Annotated in this window: 18 protein-coding genes; 11 read left to right on the top strand and 7 right to left on the bottom strand. The window is 45.1% G+C overall.

The window, feature by feature from the left end:
• Positions 1-9: 9 nt before the first annotated feature.
• Both AYW75_RS12485 and AYW75_RS12480 read right to left on the bottom strand, forming a co-directional pair.
• Positions 10-924: a CgeB family protein gene (locus tag AYW75_RS12485; RefSeq protein ID WP_067099908.1), complete on the bottom strand. Its 915-nt coding sequence runs from the start codon at positions 922-924 to the stop codon at positions 10-12.
• Positions 921-2,567: a sulfotransferase domain-containing protein gene (locus tag AYW75_RS12480; RefSeq protein WP_067099906.1), complete on the bottom strand. Its 1,647-nt coding sequence runs from the start codon at positions 2,565-2,567 to the stop codon at positions 921-923. Before AYW75_RS12480 ends, AYW75_RS12485 begins: the two co-directional genes overlap by 4 nt.
• A 212-nt stretch (positions 2,568-2,779) precedes the next feature.
• Between AYW75_RS12480 and AYW75_RS12475 the strand changes: the two genes are divergently transcribed.
• Genes AYW75_RS12475 through AYW75_RS12465 form a run of 3 tightly spaced genes read left to right on the top strand, consistent with a single transcriptional unit; the run spans position 2,780 to position 6,003 of the window.
• Positions 2,780-4,294 carry a B12-binding domain-containing radical SAM protein gene (locus AYW75_RS12475; protein ID WP_197478951.1) on the top strand — a complete coding sequence of 505 codons (1,515 nt, stop codon included), beginning with the start codon at positions 2,780-2,782 and terminating at the stop codon, positions 4,292-4,294.
• Complete coding sequence (locus tag AYW75_RS12470; protein ID WP_067099905.1) at positions 4,295-5,011, top strand: sugar phosphate nucleotidyltransferase; 717 nt, start codon at positions 4,295-4,297, stop codon at positions 5,009-5,011.
• Positions 5,008-6,003 carry a GHMP family kinase ATP-binding protein gene (locus tag AYW75_RS12465; protein ID WP_067099903.1) on the top strand — a complete coding sequence of 332 codons (996 nt, stop codon included), beginning with the start codon at positions 5,008-5,010 and terminating at the stop codon, positions 6,001-6,003. The genes AYW75_RS12470 and AYW75_RS12465 overlap by 4 nt, the downstream gene beginning before the upstream one ends.
• Positions 6,004-6,015: 12 nt before the next feature.
• On the opposite strand, the gene pseF is transcribed toward AYW75_RS12465, so the two are convergent.
• Genes pseF through AYW75_RS12440 form a run of 5 tightly spaced genes read right to left on the bottom strand, consistent with a single transcriptional unit; the run spans position 6,016 to position 9,987 of the window.
• The gene (gene pseF, locus AYW75_RS12460) at positions 6,016-6,696 is read right to left on the bottom strand and encodes a pseudaminic acid cytidylyltransferase (protein WP_067099901.1); all 681 of its coding nucleotides are present in this window, start codon (positions 6,694-6,696) and stop codon (positions 6,016-6,018) included.
• Positions 6,693-7,868 (bottom strand): UDP-4-amino-4,6-dideoxy-N-acetyl-beta-L-altrosamine transaminase, encoded by a 1,176-nt coding sequence (pseC, locus tag AYW75_RS12455; protein ID WP_331709527.1) that lies wholly within the window; start codon positions 7,866-7,868, stop codon positions 6,693-6,695. The genes pseF and pseC overlap by 4 nt, the downstream gene beginning before the upstream one ends.
• Positions 7,861-8,853 (bottom strand): UDP-N-acetylglucosamine 4,6-dehydratase (inverting), encoded by a 993-nt coding sequence (pseB, locus tag AYW75_RS12450; RefSeq protein ID WP_067031037.1) that lies wholly within the window; start codon positions 8,851-8,853, stop codon positions 7,861-7,863. The genes pseC and pseB overlap by 8 nt, the downstream gene beginning before the upstream one ends.
• The gene (cysC, locus tag AYW75_RS12445) at positions 8,846-9,412 is read right to left on the bottom strand and encodes an adenylyl-sulfate kinase (protein WP_067099899.1); all 567 of its coding nucleotides are present in this window, start codon (positions 9,410-9,412) and stop codon (positions 8,846-8,848) included. The genes pseB and cysC overlap by 8 nt, the downstream gene beginning before the upstream one ends.
• An 8-nt stretch (positions 9,413-9,420) precedes the next feature.
• Complete coding sequence (locus AYW75_RS12440) at positions 9,421-9,987, bottom strand: DNA-3-methyladenine glycosylase I (protein WP_067099897.1); 567 nt, start codon at positions 9,985-9,987, stop codon at positions 9,421-9,423.
• A gap of 59 nt (positions 9,988-10,046) precedes the next feature.
• On the opposite strand from AYW75_RS12440, the gene AYW75_RS12435 reads away from it, so the two are divergent.
• The 8 genes from AYW75_RS12435 (at position 10,047) to AYW75_RS12400 (ending at position 17,184) form a co-directional block, all read left to right on the top strand.
• Positions 10,047-10,844, top strand: a complete 798-nt coding sequence (locus AYW75_RS12435; RefSeq protein ID WP_067099895.1) for an energy-coupling factor ABC transporter permease — start codon at positions 10,047-10,049, stop codon at positions 10,842-10,844.
• The gene (locus AYW75_RS12430; protein WP_067099894.1) at positions 10,841-11,467 is read left to right on the top strand and encodes an NUDIX domain-containing protein; all 627 of its coding nucleotides are present in this window, start codon (positions 10,841-10,843) and stop codon (positions 11,465-11,467) included. The genes AYW75_RS12435 and AYW75_RS12430 overlap by 4 nt, the downstream gene beginning before the upstream one ends.
• 4 nt (positions 11,468-11,471) lie before the next feature.
• A complete protein-coding gene (locus AYW75_RS12425) occupies positions 11,472-12,428 on the top strand; it encodes an acetyltransferase (RefSeq protein ID WP_197478950.1) in 957 nt (318 codons plus the stop codon).
• 23 nt (positions 12,429-12,451) lie between these two features.
• Positions 12,452-12,904, top strand: coding sequence for a DUF1249 domain-containing protein (locus tag AYW75_RS12420; RefSeq protein ID WP_067099890.1), 453 nt, complete (start codon positions 12,452-12,454; stop codon positions 12,902-12,904).
• A gap of 9 nt (positions 12,905-12,913) precedes the next feature.
• Positions 12,914-13,504: a YqiA/YcfP family alpha/beta fold hydrolase gene (locus AYW75_RS12415; protein ID WP_067099889.1), complete on the top strand. Its 591-nt coding sequence runs from the start codon at positions 12,914-12,916 to the stop codon at positions 13,502-13,504.
• A 102-nt stretch (positions 13,505-13,606) separates the two neighbouring features.
• Positions 13,607-15,505 (top strand): DNA topoisomerase IV subunit B, encoded by a 1,899-nt coding sequence (parE, locus tag AYW75_RS12410; RefSeq protein WP_067099887.1) that lies wholly within the window; start codon positions 13,607-13,609, stop codon positions 15,503-15,505.
• Positions 15,506-15,773: 268 nt separating this feature from the next.
• Positions 15,774-16,457, top strand: coding sequence for an OmpA family protein (locus AYW75_RS12405; RefSeq protein ID WP_067099885.1), 684 nt, complete (start codon positions 15,774-15,776; stop codon positions 16,455-16,457).
• Between the two features lie 118 nt (positions 16,458-16,575).
• Complete coding sequence (locus AYW75_RS12400; RefSeq protein WP_067099883.1) at positions 16,576-17,184, top strand: UPF0149 family protein; 609 nt, start codon at positions 16,576-16,578, stop codon at positions 17,182-17,184.
• Positions 17,185-17,232 lie beyond the last annotated feature (48 nt).

Genomic DNA, 17,232 nt, shown 5'->3' with positions numbered 1-17,232 from the left:
TCATCCTATTTAAGCGAAATTAAAGAACGCTAGAACAGCCCCGGCGTTCTGATCTACGTGGCATTGCTGTTTAAAAGCAGTGTGTTGTTCTTGAGCGATAGTAATATAACGCTCAGATTGAATTAACTCTTGTACTGTTGTGAGTAAGTCTTGTAGCGGAGTCTCGATGATAAGGGATGATAAATCACACTTGATTGGAGTTTCCTCAGTAACCATACAAGATTGATTCAGTAGATGAAAATGCATACGTGAATTCGACGGATGCAACCAGCTGGCCTTTTGCTTAAGATTTAAGGCGACTTTGGCTCGCCGTGTTAAGTCTTCTCGAATGTAGGCGGGTGTCGTGGTCGTGCATTTTTCGACTACCAGCCCAGCTGCTTCAAGCTGTTCCAGTATTTCTAATCGGTAACGCGTGAGTACACCAGTAAAAACGACATCAATATCTTTTTCTGGTGGGCAAGGAAACGGCATAGCCATGGATGGAATATAGCTGTGCGGCAAGTAGGCAACAGGTATATCGGGAAACTGAGCTTGATACACGCCGACTTGCTGTTCTGAGAGGTGCATGATCCCGGAGCAGAACTCAATAACGCGGCAAAAGTTATCATAACGATTCTGCCAATATTCTGGGATTTCGTAATGACTTTTATTGTTTTCGTCGCGCTCAAACTGATTAAAAGAGTCCCCCGTCAGAAACTCAGTGGCAATAAGATATAACTCAGTGTTTGTATCTTGTAGTAGAGGTGTCAAAGTCTCGATGTTTTCATCGGTAAACCCCTCGACCATGATATTTTTGGCGCCCATAACCATGTCTGATGAGAGAGCGGCACTAACGCCAGCGTGCAATAAGGTGTGCTGAAGTAAAAAGTAGCATTCGGGAATGCGTTTATCGCGGTAGTGTTGTCCGTATACTAGGTAAATCATGAGCGATCCTTAAGGCAAGTATGTAAATCAATAAATGGCACGTTAAAACGTTGGCATTGTTGCAAAATGGCATGGCGGGTCTCATAGCCAAATACGAAAGGCAGCACAGCACTCTCAGTGAGTGACAGTGCTTCATCGGGAGACAAGATTGCTTTTCCATATAGGCTTTCCCCTGCCCGAGCACGGTCTGCCAAAGAAAGGTTGTGTCGAGCGATAAGAGACTTTGCTTTGTCTGAATGTTTGATCCAGCGATTAAAATCGCTACCCATTCCCCAAATAGTGAATGGTCTATCTGGGTGTGCGTTTAAGTAATCTTCGATATTCGCTTCTAATTCGTGCGGTGAGTGTCTCAGGACGCTAAGGAAATTAGTGGTAGATTGCTCGCCGTATTCTTTGCGCAGAATGGACTCACAGGCATGATCAGAGGAAGCCGTAGCAAGTTGCTCGATAACCTGTACAAGCTGCTCATTAATGTCTGCTGCATATTCATGGAACTGCATAAGAAGAGCTTGATCCTTTAAGTCACTCCGCTCAATACTAACGCGGCCCATCTCCGCAAAAGACTCGAAGCTGTAATCACTGGCATCAATATTGGATTTATTAAAGGCGAATCCAGCTAAGTTTTTGTCTTCTATAAGATAGGGAGCGTCCGAATGCCAGTATTGCTGAATCAAGCGTTGATACTCATTTAGAGGCTGGTCGAATTTAGGCCAGTCATAACCGAGTTGTTTGAAAATATCTTCACCGCCAAGCTCTTTGAATAGCTCAATGTGCTCTGGGATTACGCTATTTTTCCAGTCATTCACAATGCCTTTGTTGATACGGAAGTTGTGTGAGTGGTGGTTGAGTAGATTGCGATGGTCTCGCGGCTTCCAAATTGAGATAGCTTCCTCTTCTGTCAACGTGACTCCGACCATATTCGCTAACTCTTGAATAGTACTAGCGGGGTTTAGAATGAGATCTTCCCAACGGTAATACTGAAAGTGCTTAGCAATCGGGAAGTAGTCACGCCAATAATCAATCTGATATTTCAACAGCCCTTTACATACTTTGGGATCTGATAGCTTGCTCAAGCCGATCTCGGCACGAATTGAAGTTTCGTCTTCGTGTTTTAAATGGCATTGAATATATTCACTAGTTAAAGCATTAATAGAGTGTGCAGCTGAATTGAATACATCCATTGGATTACGATACGAGGTGAGCCAGTTGCACCCGTCGATACCGTAACTTGCGAGCCAGTCCGCAGGACCTTTGGTAGAGTGCATAATAGGATAATAGTCGAACAATATTTTAGGGTAGCGAACCACCATTAAAAAGTCGCCTAAATCCTTTACACCGAAATACTTGCGCACAAAAATATCATCAGGATATTTAGGGTCAACCCATTTTGGGCCGCCAACGAGTAATTGAAACTCGCCATTGAATAGAAGCCTATCCGCCAAGCTCCTTTGAGCAAAAAACTGTTTGTATTTTAGGTTGGTTTGGTGGCTCAAAAAAGGCAGAGCTTGAATAAGGTGTTGCTGGTTATCAGAGTCAGAGCGGATTGGCTGTTTGCGTCTCAATATTTCATTCAAAATCGACAGCATGAGGGAAAAACCGGTGCGTTGAAGACTGATGACGGTATTAGCACGGGGGTGTTGCATGTCGAAATCCTTAAAACTAAACAGCGATATAGTGTTATCGTACGAGGTTTTAGAAAGTTAATTCAAAACCGACCTATGTGTGTAGCATCGTCGAGAGTTTAATTCTATATAATTGATTTAGAAAAGATATTTTTTTATGTTGGTAAAGAATATCGAATGGTAGCCGATATCCTTGCTAGGCTTTATTTGACGCAACTACGATAGAGAGTGATATGCATATGAAACGAGGTGGTGTTTTAGTCGTCAACCCAGGTGGTAGAGACCAAATCTATCAATCCTTAGGGAATGAGTTAACTGCTATTGAGCCGCCATTGTGGGTGCGTTTGATCTCCGGCTATCTACAGGATCGTCAAGTACCCTTGTCGATTTTAGATACCGAAGCTGAGGGGCTAGGGGCTGAGCGTGCCGCTCAGAGCATTGTCTCTAGTTCTCCTGGTTTAGTGATCGTGGTTGCCTTTGGTCATCAGCCTTCGGCTTCGACGCAGACCATGGTCGGTGCATCAGCGCTTATTGACGAAATCAAGTTGGTGTCTCCTGATACACCGGTATTATTGGTGGGTGGACACGTATCTGCGTTACCCAGCGAAACGCTAGACAAGACTCAAGCTGATTATGTGTGTCAGGGCGAAGGCACATTGACCAGCCATGAGTTGTGGCAAGCATTGCAAGGCGAATGTGAATTGGAAGCCGTGCGTGGGCTAGTAAGACGGTCTGACGGCGGTGTGGTATTTAATCCAAAGGCGCCTATTTCCGAAGATCTTGATGCGGATTTGCATGGCAATGTTTGGCATCTGTTGCCAATGGAAAAGTACCGTGCTCACAACTGGCAATGCTTTGGTGAACTTGAATCGAGGCGGCCATATGCGTCGATTTATACAACCTTAGGTTGCCCGTATAAATGTGTGTTTTGCTGTATTAATGCACCATTTGATAGCAATCGTTATCGTACTCGCTCACCTGAAAATGTCGTTGCCGAAGTGCGCCACCTCTATGAGACCTATGGGGTCAAAACCTTTAAAATCATCGATGAAATGTTTGTCTTGAAAAAGCGTCATTATGTGGCGATATGTGAAGGATTAGCCGCATTACCTTTTGCCAATGAGCTTAATATTTGGGCTTATGCGCGAGTAGATACTGTTAAAGATGAGACTTTGCCGCTGTTGCGCAAAGCCGGTATTCGTTGGTTAGCGTTGGGTATTGAATCAGGGAGCGAAGTGGTGCGCGACGGCGCCGAAAAGTCTTTTTCACAGGATGATATTCGATCGATTGTTAAATCGATTCAAAATGCTGATATTAATGTCATGGGGAACTTTATCTTTGGTCTTCCTGATGATGATCAAGCGGCTATGCAAGCCACGTTAGATCTTGCGCTAGAGTTACAGTGCGAGTTCATTAACTTCTATTCAGCCATGGCTTATCCTGGCTCGCAACTCTATGTTCAAGCTAAACAGCATGGATGGCAGTTACCTGAAACTTGGTCTGGTTTTTCCCAGCACAGCTATGACTGTTTACCACTGCCGACCAATTACATCTCTGCCAGAGAAGTGCTGGCGTTTCGAGATGATGCCTTTCATCGTTACTTTGATCATGAACCCTATCTAGCGTTTGTTGAGCAAAAGTTCGGCAAGGACACGCGCCAGCATATTGAAAAAATGGCGAGTACGCGTTTGTCACGTAAACTAATAGATGATGCGGCTATGACGATTCCTGCTGTGGAGAAGAGTTGAGTGGTAGCGTCGGTTAAAATTCCGCCACTCATTGTTTTAGCTGGCGGCTTAGGGACTCGTTTACGTTCTGTGGTGGCGGACAAACCTAAAATCCTCGCGCCTATAGGACAATACCCTTACTTGTATCATCTGATTACTTGGGCGCAGCGACAGGGCATTGAGGAAATGCATTTTTGCCTAGGTTACAAAGCTAACCAAGTGATAGATTGGTTGGAGTCATGTTTAATTGAAATGTCGTTTTCATGGCAAGTGGAACAGCAACAACTGGGCACAGGTGGCGCTTTGGTTGAGGCGCTGAAGCATCCTATGCTGGCGCAGCGAGAGTCAGTGCTAGTGTGCAATGGTGATACCTTTGTAGACTTTTCAGTTGCTGAGTTTATCGCGCAAGCGGATACTTATTCTGCCATATTAACCACTTCCGTAGTCGACGCCGGACGCTACGGTCGAATACTTAAAGACTCTACGGATCAGCTGGTTGAGTTTTTGGAAAAAGACTCGCAAGCGGGTCCAGGAGAAATTAACGCAGGCTGGTATTATTTCTCTGGTGACAACTTAGCGAGTTTAAGAAACAGCCAGATCACATCACTAGAAAAAGATTTTCTCATGGCATCTTTGCCGCAGCCGTTAACCTGTGTATGCATGGGCCAATCGTTTTTGGACTTTGGTACACCAAAGAGCTATCAAGCGGCCCAGACTTTGTTTAAGGATGCTTTATGATCATTACTCGAACGCCTTTTCGCGTATCTTTGTTTGGTGGCGGCACTGACTACCCCGCTTGGTATCTAGAAAATGGTGGTGCAGTGCTTGGCACTACCATTGATAAATACTGCTATTTAAGTGTGCGTAAGCTTCCGCCATTTTTTGAACACAAACATCGTATCGTTTACTCAAAAATTGAGAACGTCAGTGATGTCTCTGAAATCGATCATCCTGCGGTTAGAGCAGTGATGACGGAGCATCCAATCGATTACGGCGTTGAGGTGCACCATTTTAGTGATTTGCCGGCGCGCTCAGGGCTTGGTTCAAGCTCTGCTTTTACCGTGGGATTAGTAAATGCTCTACGTGGCTTAGAGGGAAAAATTTCTAGTGCTCATTATTTAGGTATGGAAGCTATTCGTATTGAGCAAGAGGTAATTAAGGAGAAGGTTGGTTCTCAAGATCAAATTTGGGCGGCGCACGGCGGCACTAATTTTATCGAGTTTCAACAAAATGGCCGAGTAGATATCAACAAATTGATTATGCGCCCCGGCAACCATTCCCAACTGAATGATCATATTTTGTTGTTTTTTACGGGGTTCACCCGCATCGCGGAAACCATTGCCGTGAAACAAATCGAAAATGTCAGTAAAAAACGCCAGCAGCTACATACGCTACAACAAATGGCTTTAGAAGCGCGCACGGTGCTGCAGTCGAGCGCTCCTGAGTTTGCTCAAATCGGCGCTATGCTTGATCAAGCATGGCATTTGAAACGAGAGCTAGCTGACGGTATTTCAACGCCTGCCATCGATGACATTTATCAGGCTGGCATCAATGCAGGGGCATGGGGTGGTAAGCTGTTAGGTGCTGGTGGCGGTGGTTTTATGATGTTTTTTGCACCGCCAGAAAGCCATGAGGCGATTCGCGCTGCGCTGCAGAAGCTCATTCATGTACGCTGTAATATCGGTAGCGAAGGAAGTAAGATCGTGTCTTATGAGCACTATGAATATTAACTTACGATCAACCTAAACCGTAGACACCAGCTGCTGCAAGCGCAGCCAATCTTCTTCGGTATCCAAATCCTGTACACGGTGTCGCGGCAGCATGATGGGGGTCGCTAACTCAGAAAACATCGCTGGGTTAGTAAGCCATTGTTCTAGTTTACCCCAGTAGAATTGCCCAGCATCGTGGATGGCTTCTTCTAAATCTTGAGAACGTTTACCAATGTACTCGGGGTACATGGGTTGCAGTTTACCTTCTCGTACGCACAAAGCCCTTTGAACGGGAAAATCAAAGGTTGTCGCGGAAAAGCTTAAAGGCGTTTTCTCGAGAGCGAGATAGCCTTGATGAATATCCTCGGCAGTTAGCAGCGGACACGTTGCATAGATCAAACATGCTTTATCTATTTGAGCGCCTTGATCCATGAGCGACCGCAAAGCATGTTGCATGACAGGCGTGGTGCCAGTGAAATGGTCGGCGAGTTCATCGGGCCGTGTAAACGGTGTTTCTGCTCCCCATTCTTGCGCTACCTGAGCAATTTCAGCATCGTCGGTTGACACAATGATGTGATCAAACAGCTTCGTTTTTAAAGCAGCTTCGATCGAGTAAGCTATCAGAGGCTTACCGTTAAGTTGTTTGATGTTCTTACGCGGAATTCTTTGGGAGCCTCCGCGTGCTGGAATCACTGCGATGTTCCCTAAACTCATAAGATAAACGCCTTATCGATTGCATCTTTGAGTGTTTGCACAACGTATTCTTGATCGGTATCGCTTAGCTCAGGAAATAATGGCAAGCTCAATGTGCGTGCGTAGTACTCTTCTGCAACTGGAAACTGCCCCCAAGAGAAGCCCATTTGCTTATAAAACGGCTGGATATGCACGGGTATATAATGAACTTGAGTCCCAATATTATGCTCGCGTAAGTACTGAAAAATAGCGGGACGCTGTTCCGTTAAGGCTTCATTTAATACGATGGGGAACAAGTGCCAGCTTGAAAAAGCGTAGTCCGCTTCACCGGGTAATTGAATAGGCAAACCGCTTAACAGTTGATAGTAGCGTTGTACTAACTCTCTTCGACGTTTAATAAAGCTGTCTAAACGATTGAGTTGCGATAATCCCAAAGCCGCTTGCAGTTCTGTCATGCGGTAATTAAAGCCTAGAGTCTGCTGCTCATAATACCAATCACCGGGAGCGCGCGTGTCGAAGTCGCGCTTATTTTTCGTTATCCCTTGATTGATTAACAGTCGCATGTGGTCAGCAAGCGCTTCGTTGTTGGTGACGGCCATACCGCCTTCAGCAGAGGTCATTACTTTTACTGGATGAAAACTAAAGATGCAGATGTCTGAATAACGATTGCCGACAGGCGTGCCTTTGTATTTAGCTCCAATTGCATGGGACGCGTCTTCAATTACCGAAAAACCATAGTGCTTAGAGAGCTCATAAATGGCACGCATATCACAAGGGTGGCCGGCAAAATGAACAGGGATAACCACTTTTGGTAAGCGATTTTCGGTTTTTGCTCGCATCAGTTTTTCAGCAAGTTGAACCGTACAAAGATTATAAGTTTGCGGATCAATATCCACAAAATCGACCTTTGCACCACAATAAACAGCGCAGTTAGCGCTCGCTATAAATGTATTGGGCGTGGTCCAGACGATGTCTTCTGAGCCTACACCAAGAGCAAGACACGCTACATGCAGGGCTGACGTGGCGCTGTTGGCGGCCACGCCAAATTGGCAACCGCTTAGCTGAGCAACGGCTTGTTCAAATTGCCCAACGATCGGCCCTTGGGTCAAAAAATCTGACGTTAAGGCTTCGCACACTGCCTCGACATCAGCCACTGAAATAGACTGCCGCCCATACGGAATAAAGTTAGCCACGTTCAAACTCTAAAATTTGCTCAACCGACAAAAAGTCTGGGTTACTGCCGGATTGGTATTCGAATCCTGCTTCAACCAACGTGGCGCTTTCTCCTAAACGGTTTTCGTCGTATTTCAAATCGTCTCGGTAAAACTTGATACTGGGAGCGATGACAAAATGATCATGGTATTCAAACGTGTGATACGAATCATCCGTTGGGCACATGACTTCATGTAGTTTTTCACCTGGACGGATACCAATGTCTTCCGTTGGAATGCCTGGAGCGTAAGCTTCTGCTAAATCTATAACGCGAACCGATGGGATTTTCGGCACAAAAATCTCGCCACCATGCATGCGTTCAAAGTTTTTCAAAACAAAGTCCACACCCATTTGTAAGGTAATCCAGAAGCGTGTCATATCAGGGTGGGTAATCGGAATAGTGGTTGCGCCTTCTGCTAATTTCTTTTGAAAGAGGGGGACAACAGAGCCGCGTGACCCAACAACATTGCCGTAGCGCACCACAGAAAAGCGCGTTGGACCTTTACCAACGGTATTGTTCGCAGCAACGAATAACTTATCTGACGCAAGTTTGGTAGCACCATATAAATTAATTGGGGCGGCGGCTTTATCTGTAGACAGCGCAATCACTTTTTTAACGTCATTGGCAATGGCCGCAGAGATAACATTTTCAGCCCCATGGATATTGGTTTTGATGCATTCCATTGGGTTGTATTCCGCGGCCGGAACTTGCTTTAAAGCCGCCGCGTGAATGACATAATCTACGTCACGCATCGCTTGTGTCAGGCGGTCTTTATCACGTACATCACCGATAAAATAACGCATGCAGGGGGCATCGAATTCCTGCGCCATCTCGTATTGTTTCAACTCATCGCGAGAGAAAATAATCAGACGGGCTGGTTGGTAACGTTTGAGCAATGTTTCAACATACTTTTTGCCGAACGATCCAGTACCACCAGTGATTAAAATACTTTTATTATTAAACATAGTCTTTTCTCAAGTTATGGCTATCCCGATCTGCGATGATCAATTCGAAATGATTAATGAATTTTAAAGAGGCCTCATCAATGGAAAGACGTGTCGTGTCTATTTCAAAGTCTGGTTTGACAGCACTTTCGTAAGGGGAATCTATGCCTGTAAAGTTGGGAATGATACCTTGCCTTGCTTTGGCATATAAGCCCTTCGGATCCCTGCGCTCGCATTCTTCGATTGGAGTGCTGACGTAGATTTCGTGAAATTTATCAAGTGGGCAATTAGCTCTGATAATATCTCGATCAGAAATAAAGGGAGAGATAAACGTACACAGGACTAGATAGCCTTCCTTCATGAAAAGTTTGGCGACTTCTCCGGCGCGACGTATATTTTCGGTGCGGTCGTCATCGCTAAATTGCAAATCACTGCATAGTCCTGTGCGTAACACATCACCATCCAGCAAATACACTTTATAGTTTTGGGCCTGCAATAGGTTAGCGATGGCCGTGGCAAGCGTCGTTTTGCCTGAGCCACTCAGACCTGTAAACCAAAATATAGCGCCAGTATGAGTCATTGAATATCCTATTTCAGTGAAGGTTTCGCAATACAGTCTATTAAATGGTCATCGACCATGCCTGTGGCCTGCATAAAAGCGTAGCAAATCGTCGGACCGAAAAACTTAAAACCGCGTTTTTTCATATCTTTTGAGATCTGCTCTGCTAATGGCGTCACTGCAGGGACGTCGGCTAGATTAGTTGGCTGATTAATTATTGGCTGATGATTCACAAAGGACCAGTAATAGTCTGAAAACGAACCATATTCGGCGGCGATCTTTAAAAAGCACTGAGCGTTAGAAATGGTCGCTGCGATTTTGCCTCGGTGTCTGACAATGCTTGGGTCTTGTACCAGATTTTCTATGTCATCGGCATTCATGGCTGCCACTTTAATAGTATCGAAGTCGTGAAATGCTTGCCGATAGCCTTCACGTTTTCGCAAAATCGTGATCCAGCTTAAACCCGCTTGCGCACTTTCCAGTACAATGAACTCAAATAAGGTTTGATCATCAAAGACAGGTTTGCCCCATTCTTGATCATGATAGGTTACGTATTCAGCAGAGCCCAGACACCAGTCGCAACGCTGTTCAGCCATGATTTTATTCGCCTTTTCCATTTAGGTACGACTTTATTACCAATTACGAGGGAGTGCAAATGAACTTCACTAGTCAGCTATTTAGCCAAGGTTTTGAATGGGTGTGTTGGTTGTTTGCCATCTTAATAGTAGGGCGAGCGTTTGTCTCTGTTCCATGGTCAACATTGCTGCATGATGGCAGGTTGCAGAACCGTTTTTTAGGGGCTGTCGTTGCTTTAGTTTTGCTGTGGCAAATGAGCGTTGATTTAAATGTGGGCGTGATCATCCACTTTATTGGAATGACGACGATAACCTTGTTTTTCGGTTGGCCGTTAGCCATTGTCGCGGGTATTGTGGCGCAAAGCGTCGACTTGTTTTGGGCACTGAACCAATGGCCAGTTTACGGCGTAAACCTTATGTTCAATGTGACCATCCCCGTGGCGCTTACGTGGTGGATGCATTGTTTTATTGAGCGTTTCAAACCGTCCAATCCATTTGTGTTTATCTTAGGGGCGGGGTTCTTTGGCTGTGTTGTTAGTACGACGGTATCATCACTGGTAGCGGTTGTAGCGTTAAAGCTGTTTGGTGAATTTGAATTAAAACTAAGCGCCGAAGAGTACTTAGGTTACTTACCCATTTTTGTTTTTCCCGAAGCCGTTGTGAATGGTATGTTTATTTCCGCCACGACCATACTGTACCCCCATGTGGTGACTACGTTTAATGAGGCTCGCTATTTCAAAGAGTCTAAACGTGACATGATATTAGATGAATACATAGAACCTGCGCTCGATTTAGATCAAACAGAAGCGCCTGAAGAACAAGATGACAGCCGTTATCGACCACCAAAAGAGTGGTATGACAAGGACAAAGAGCCATGAAATATATTCCTACGTATCAACAAAGTGATGTGGACATTGAGAAAGATGAAGTTGTCTACGATGGCTTTTTTAAGATGCACAAGCGCGTGTTGCGTCACCGTAAATTCAATGGGGAATGGTCCGAGACAATGACCCGAGAAATGATGGTGCGTGCCGATGCTATCTGTGTGCTTTTGTTTGACCCTAAACTGGATAAGTTATTGCTAATTGAGCAATTTCGCCCCTGTTTGCCTGAGCATGAGTCGCCGTGGCTACTGGAGCTTGTTGCGGGGATGGTTGAGCCGGGTGAGTCTGATGAAGAGGTTGTACGCCGTGAATCCTTTGAGGAGGCGGGTGTGGAAGTCAAACGATTGGAATATATGATGCGCTTTGTGCCTTCTCCTGGGGGGCTTGTTGAGCATTTGCGTATGTACGCAGGTGAAATAGATGCATCGAAGGTTGACCTTGATGCGACGCAAGGGCTGGACGAAGAGCACGAAGACATCAAGTTGCACTTGTTCGATGTAGACGATGTATTACCTCTGCTGGAGCAAGAAATCGTTAATGCGAGTGCTATTATGGGGCTTCAATGGTTTGCGCTTAATGGACACAAGCTAAAACAAACTTGGTTAACCGGTAATTAGACGCGTGTTAACGAAATTACTTCCGTGGGCGTTTACACGGCCCTTAATCGGGCTGCTGTCATTTATATTCTTATGTTTGAATATACTCCTCTGGGGTGTGATCATTCATTTTATTGCGCTGTTGCAAATACTCCTAAACGGTCCATCAGAACGATCTAAAGTAGCCTGTGAAAACTGTTATCGAGCTTGGGTAAAAGGATGTGAGTGGTGGTTCCGGTATATGCTAGGGATGCATTGGAAATTGGACCAACAGCTTATAAAACGACCCGATACTTGGCATCTAGTGATTGCCAATCATCGTTCTTGGGTGGACGCATTTGTTGTTTTGATGCAGGTCCAAGGGCGCATGCCAATGCCGCGTATTTTTATGAAAGATAGCTTGGCGTGGTTGCCTCTCGTTGGCTCGGCGACCAAGATAATGGGTTTTCCACAAGTAAAGCGGTATAGCAAAGCAAACATTGCAAAGCACCCTGATTTAGCATTACACGATGTCCGTGCGACAGAAGAGGCTTGTCAGCCATTAAAGTCGCAGCCAAGTACGATCATGACCTTTGCTGAAGGGACGAGGTTCAGTGCTCGTAAACATCGCCAGCAAGCCTCACCTTATAAACACCTATTATGCCCAAAAGCAGGCGGTATATTTCGGGTATTGAAAACAATGCCGGGGTGCTTTCATGAAGTCACAGACTTGAATATCGTTTATGGTGACGATCGCAATTCATTTTGGTATTTGTTGTGTGGTCAAGTTTCGACAGTTCAGGTAAAGGCTCGTTCAGTTAGACTGCCTGACTCGTTCAAAAATATGAATGATCAGGTAGAAAAACAAGCCTTCTACGATTGGTTTAACCAGTATTGGACTGACAAAGATCGATCCATGTCGACGGATGTACTACACTGGTCTAATGTTGAAATTCAGGAAAATGGATCCACTAAGAAGGGAAATGGTCTACAAAATTATTAAAACGGTTAATTCGAGAAAACATCATGCCACAACCATACGTTCCAAATTTAGTACAGCTACAAATGCTAGGCGAGTTAAATTACCGTCGCTTAGGCAAGCTCGTACGTGGCTATGAAGACGATACGGCTTGGCACTTCACTATTCATACTGCTGGGCAGCAAAGCCGTTTGTCCCTTGAGTTAGTAGAGGAGAGCCGTTATACCGCCCAATTAAAACTCACCTTTGCTCCAGAAATCGCGATTAAACTGCCTTTTAGCAGTGAACTCGTGATGACGATTCGTTTGTATCACGATGTTGGCATAGCAGAGATTACCGATGGGCATCGACACTACAAAGGCGCTTATCCTTATCCTAACAATGATATGCATCACCGAGATGAGAAATTTCGTTTAAATCAGCAGTTAGCGGATTTTCTAGAGTTGTGCCTTAAACACGGCCATCGTTTCTACGAACTACCAGATTTTCAGTTTGCCTAACACTTTTTTATGCTTACTTTACTCTACGTACATGGCTTTAATAGTTCCGAGTTATCGTTTAAATCGCAACAATTAAAAGCGCGTATGCAGTACCTAGGGCTAGAGGAGTACTTCTTCTGCCCTCGCTTACCTTGGCAGCCCGCAAAGGCGATCCAGTTATTGGAAGACATCATTGAAGAGCTGCATGGAAAGGGCCATCAGGTGGCATTGGTAGGAAGCTCTTTAGGTGGGTTTTACAGTACCTACTTGAGTATTAAATACGATCTTCATGCGGTGCTCGTCAACCCTGCCGTTGAGGCTCCCGTATTGCTGCGCGATTATCTTGGTGAGCAAATTAACCCTTATACCAACGAGACCTATGAGTTAGCTGAGGATCATATTGAAGAGTTGGAGCGTCTTGTTCGCTCAGATTATCATCCCCAAAAAGTATGGCTCATGTTGCAAGAGCAAGATGAAGTCTTGAACTACAAAGCTGCACTAGAGCGATTTGCCGATGTGCAGCGAGTTACTTGTGAAACGGGTGGTAATCACAGCTTTATCGGATTTGAACGGTTCATTGATGATATCTTGCGCTTTGTGGGATTTCAGAACGAATTTTAACGGATGGTTTTTTAAGGCATTTGCCTCCATTTCTCCCTCGTTATAGACTCTCTTCAATATTGCTTTATCTGGCGGCTTGCCGCCCCGAAACTGGAAGTACCGATGTCTGCAAAAGAATATAATGCTGGATCCATTGAAGTTCTCAGCGGGCTAGAGCCTGTACAGAAGCGCCCAGGGATGTATACCGAAACCACACGTCCCAATCACTTGGCTCAAGAAGTCATCGACAACTCTGTCGATGAAGCGATTGCTGGTCATGCTGACCGCATCACCGTGACATTGCATAAAGACAACTCTGTTAGCGTCGAAGACAACGGCCGTGGTATGCCGGTGGATATTCATCCTGAAGAAGGGGTATCGGGTGTTGAATTAATCCTTACAAAGCTTCATGCTGGTGGTAAGTTTTCGGGCGATAACTACCAGTTTTCAGGGGGGCTACACGGCGTTGGTGTGAGCGTTGTAAACGCACTGTCGACCTCACTTGAAGTGTGGGTTAAGCGTGCGGGCGTGCAATATCATATTGGCTTTGCTGATGGGCATAAAGTCTCTGAGTTGGCTGAAGTAGGCACGGTAGGCAAGAAAAACTCTGGTACCACCGTCAAGTTTTCCGCAGATCCAAAATATTTCGACAGCGGTAAATATTCGTTGTCTCGCCTTAAGCACCTCTTAAAAGCCAAAGCCGTGTTGTGCTCGGGTTTACATGTCATTTTTATTGATCAAAGTGGCGCCGGCGAAGAGCGCGAAGAGTGGTTTTTTGAAGACGGTTTAAAAGACTACTTGCTACAAGCCAACGCTGGCTTTGATCTATTACCAGAAGAGCCCTTCATGGGCGGGCAAACTGAAATTACGCAAGGGGTTGATTGGGCCGTTCAATGGCTGCCAGAAGGTGGGGAGCTAGTCACAGAGAGCTATGTCAACTTGATTCCTACAGCGCAAGGCGGTACCCATGTAAATGGTCTACGCACAGGGCTGTTAGAAGGGATTCGTGAGTTCTGTGATTTTCACAGCTTGTTGCCCCGTGGCGTTAAGCTGACGGCGGAAGATGTCTGGGACCGCTGTAGTTATGTTCTGTCAGCCAAATTACAGGAGCCTCAATTCTCCGGTCAAACCAAAGAGCGCTTGTCTTCTCGACAAATCGTTGCGTTTATATCTGCCACGGTAAAAGATGCCTTTAGCTTGTGGCTTAATAAACACGTTGAAGACGGTACGAAAATCGCTGAACTGATAATTTCCAGCGCGCAGAAACGTCTGCGAGCGAGCAAGAAAGTTGTGCGTAAAAAAGTCACGCAAGGGCCTGCTTTACCTGGTAAATTAGCCGACTGTGCCGGACAAGATGGTCGAACTAGTGAGCTTTTTTTAGTAGAGGGTGACTCGGCAGGCGGTTCTGCAAAACAAGCTCGTGACAAAGATTTTCAGGCGATTATGCCGTTACGAGGTAAGATCTTAAATTCTTGGGAAGTGGATTCAAGCCAAGTGTTAGCGTCTCAGGAAATTCATGATATCTCCGTGGCGCTTGGTGTGGACCCGGCAGAGGATGATTTGTCTGGACTACGCTACGGTAAAGTTTGCATCTTAGCCGATGCGGACTCGGATGGTTTGCATATTGCGACACTGTTGTGCGCCTTATTTGTGAAGCATTTCTCTGCATTGGTTAAACAGGGTCATGTGTTTGTAGCGATGCCACCTTTGTATCGTATCGATATGGGCAAAGAAGTACACTACGCTCTAGATGATGAAGAAAAAGACATCATCCTTCATAAGCTTGAAGCTGAAAATAAGCGTGGTACGCCTAATGTACAGCGATTCAAAGGTTTGGGTGAGATGAATCCTTCTCAGTTACGTGAAACGACCATGGCACCCGATACTCGCCGTTTAATTCAGCTTACGATGGAAGATCCGCTGTCTACTGATGAAGTATTAGACAAGTTACTGTCGAAGAAACGAGCCAGTGACCGAAAATCTTGGCTAGAAACTTACGGCAATCTCGCCATAGTGGATTAATATAAAACAGCGCTCAGGCGCTGTTTTTTTATGTTTTTTAAACTGTAGTGTATAGCGCTATAACTTGCCTTTGTCTCCATACAATCGTAACTACGGCAACAAAATCGAAAATAATAGTATGCGGTAATGTGTAAAGAATTCTAATGGATATAAAAAATACCCGTCAAACTGACTCAGAATGCTTTTGTTCTACTTTTCCAAATCTATACTAGCAAGTTAGTTTTCTAATTTATCAGTGGATGTTCACAACAACAAGATAGGAACAATTATGTTTAAGCTTAAAAGCTCAATCGCTATTTTATCAATCGCTGCCGTGTTGAGTGGTTGTCAAACGACTACACAACGTGAAAACGCAACGACTGGCGAGACTGAAATGAATTCAACATCTAAAGGTGCAATCATTGGTGCTGTATCTGGTGTAATTGCCGGATTAGCATCTGGGGACAATGCAAAAGAGAGACGAAACCGTGCGCTGGCTGGTGCGGTTGCTGGTGGTGCAGTAGGTGCCGGTGTGGGTAACTACTTTGATCGTCAAGAAGCTGAGCTGCGTGAAGAGTTACGTAATTCAGGCGTTCAGGTTCGTCGTGTGGGTCAAGACCAATTGGTATTGGTGATGGAAAATGGTATCGGCTTTGGCTCAGACTCTTCCATGCTAGATTCGTCTATTTATAAAACGCTAAATGGTGTAGCACGCATACTGGTTGAATATCCTGATACAGTGTTGATGATCACTGGTCACACTGACAGCACAGGCAGTGAAGAGTACAACAAGACACTTTCCTTAAAGCGTGCGGACTCAGTACGTAGTTACTTAATGGGCCAGAATGTTGCGTCAAATCGTTTATCGACGATGGGAATGGGCGAAAGTTCCCCAGTCTGTGATAACTCGACGAGCCAAGGCCGTCAATGTAATCGTCGTGTTGAGATCAGTATCTATCCAAAAGGTAACTAATTGACCTTTATTTCCCTATGTCAGCCGCATTTCTAGCGGCTGACATAGACGCTTCCCCTGCGTAATCCTTTAAAAACGATTACAATTAGTGCCTGAACTCAAAAAATAGAGACGTACCATGCAAGATGATTCCTTGCCGGTTGAGGCAATGTACGAGCGCTTAGATTACTACCTGCAGAATTATGGCTCGGAGCGTGCAATTATCACCGTATCTGAGCTGGACGGTTTTGTAACCGCTATTGGCTGTAGTAAAGATTTATTGGCGCCAGCGGATTGGTTTCCAGCAATATGGGGATCACAAGAAGATCAGCCTAAATGGAATGAGCAAGATGAAGAGGACGAGTTTTACGGACTCGTTATGCTGCTGCACTTAGAAGCTATTGATGGCTTATTTAACAGCACCTTAAGTCCTGTGTATTTAGAGCATGATGATCAGCAAGGTCATGTGACAGTGATCATTGATGATTGGTGTGCTGGATTTATGAGAGGAGCTCGTTTGACAGGTATTAATCACTCTGGGGATCGTGATTTTCTTGATGATGTCCTTGCAAGTGTACGTTTGTTCGGTACACCAGGCGGTTGGGAAAAGTTGAATGCAATGAGTGATGCCGAAGTCACTTTTTGGCGTGAAAGTTTAGAGCCTTCTATTATGAGGTTAGCGCAACACAACCACCCTGAGATACAAATTTCTCAAGTCAGTGATGGCTCATCGCGTATTCTCCATTAACTAAAAAGGGCCACTGTTTAGGGGCCCTTTTTTATGACAATTTAGAAG

Origin of the sequence: Marinomonas atlantica, assembly GCF_001639725.1 — a bacterium.
In the GTDB taxonomy this organism is placed as follows: Bacteria; Pseudomonadota; Gammaproteobacteria; order Pseudomonadales; family Marinomonadaceae; genus Marinomonas; species Marinomonas atlantica.
This window is presented reverse-complemented; position numbering and strand designations above follow the sequence as displayed.

Excerpts from the sequence above, each read along its gene's own strand:
- AYW75_RS12485 (WP_067099908.1), bottom strand. The coding sequence starts at position 924 with ATGATTTACCTAGTATACGGACAACACTACCGCGATAAACGCATTCCC.
- AYW75_RS12480 (WP_067099906.1), bottom strand. The coding sequence starts at position 2,567 with ATGCAACACCCCCGTGCTAATACCGTCATCAGTCTTCAACGCACCGGT.
- AYW75_RS12475 (WP_197478951.1), top strand. The coding sequence starts at position 2,780 with ATGCATATGAAACGAGGTGGTGTTTTAGTCGTCAACCCAGGTGGTAGA.
- AYW75_RS12465 (WP_067099903.1), top strand. The coding sequence starts at position 5,008 with ATGATCATTACTCGAACGCCTTTTCGCGTATCTTTGTTTGGTGGCGGC.
- pseF (WP_067099901.1), bottom strand. The coding sequence starts at position 6,696 with ATGAGTTTAGGGAACATCGCAGTGATTCCAGCACGCGGAGGCTCCCAA.
- pseB (WP_067031037.1), bottom strand. The coding sequence starts at position 8,853 with ATGTTTAATAATAAAAGTATTTTAATCACTGGTGGTACTGGATCGTTC.
- cysC (WP_067099899.1), bottom strand. The coding sequence starts at position 9,412 with ATGACTCATACTGGCGCTATATTTTGGTTTACAGGTCTGAGTGGCTCA.
- AYW75_RS12440 (WP_067099897.1), bottom strand. The coding sequence starts at position 9,987 with ATGGCTGAACAGCGTTGCGACTGGTGTCTGGGCTCTGCTGAATACGTA.
- AYW75_RS12435 (WP_067099895.1), top strand. The coding sequence starts at position 10,047 with ATGAACTTCACTAGTCAGCTATTTAGCCAAGGTTTTGAATGGGTGTGT.
- AYW75_RS12430 (WP_067099894.1), top strand. The coding sequence starts at position 10,841 with ATGAAATATATTCCTACGTATCAACAAAGTGATGTGGACATTGAGAAA.
- AYW75_RS12420 (WP_067099890.1), top strand. The coding sequence starts at position 12,452 with ATGCCACAACCATACGTTCCAAATTTAGTACAGCTACAAATGCTAGGC.
- AYW75_RS12415 (WP_067099889.1), top strand. The coding sequence starts at position 12,914 with ATGCTTACTTTACTCTACGTACATGGCTTTAATAGTTCCGAGTTATCG.
- parE (WP_067099887.1), top strand. The coding sequence starts at position 13,607 with ATGTCTGCAAAAGAATATAATGCTGGATCCATTGAAGTTCTCAGCGGG.
- AYW75_RS12405 (WP_067099885.1), top strand. The coding sequence starts at position 15,774 with ATGTTTAAGCTTAAAAGCTCAATCGCTATTTTATCAATCGCTGCCGTG.
- AYW75_RS12400 (WP_067099883.1), top strand. The coding sequence starts at position 16,576 with ATGCAAGATGATTCCTTGCCGGTTGAGGCAATGTACGAGCGCTTAGAT.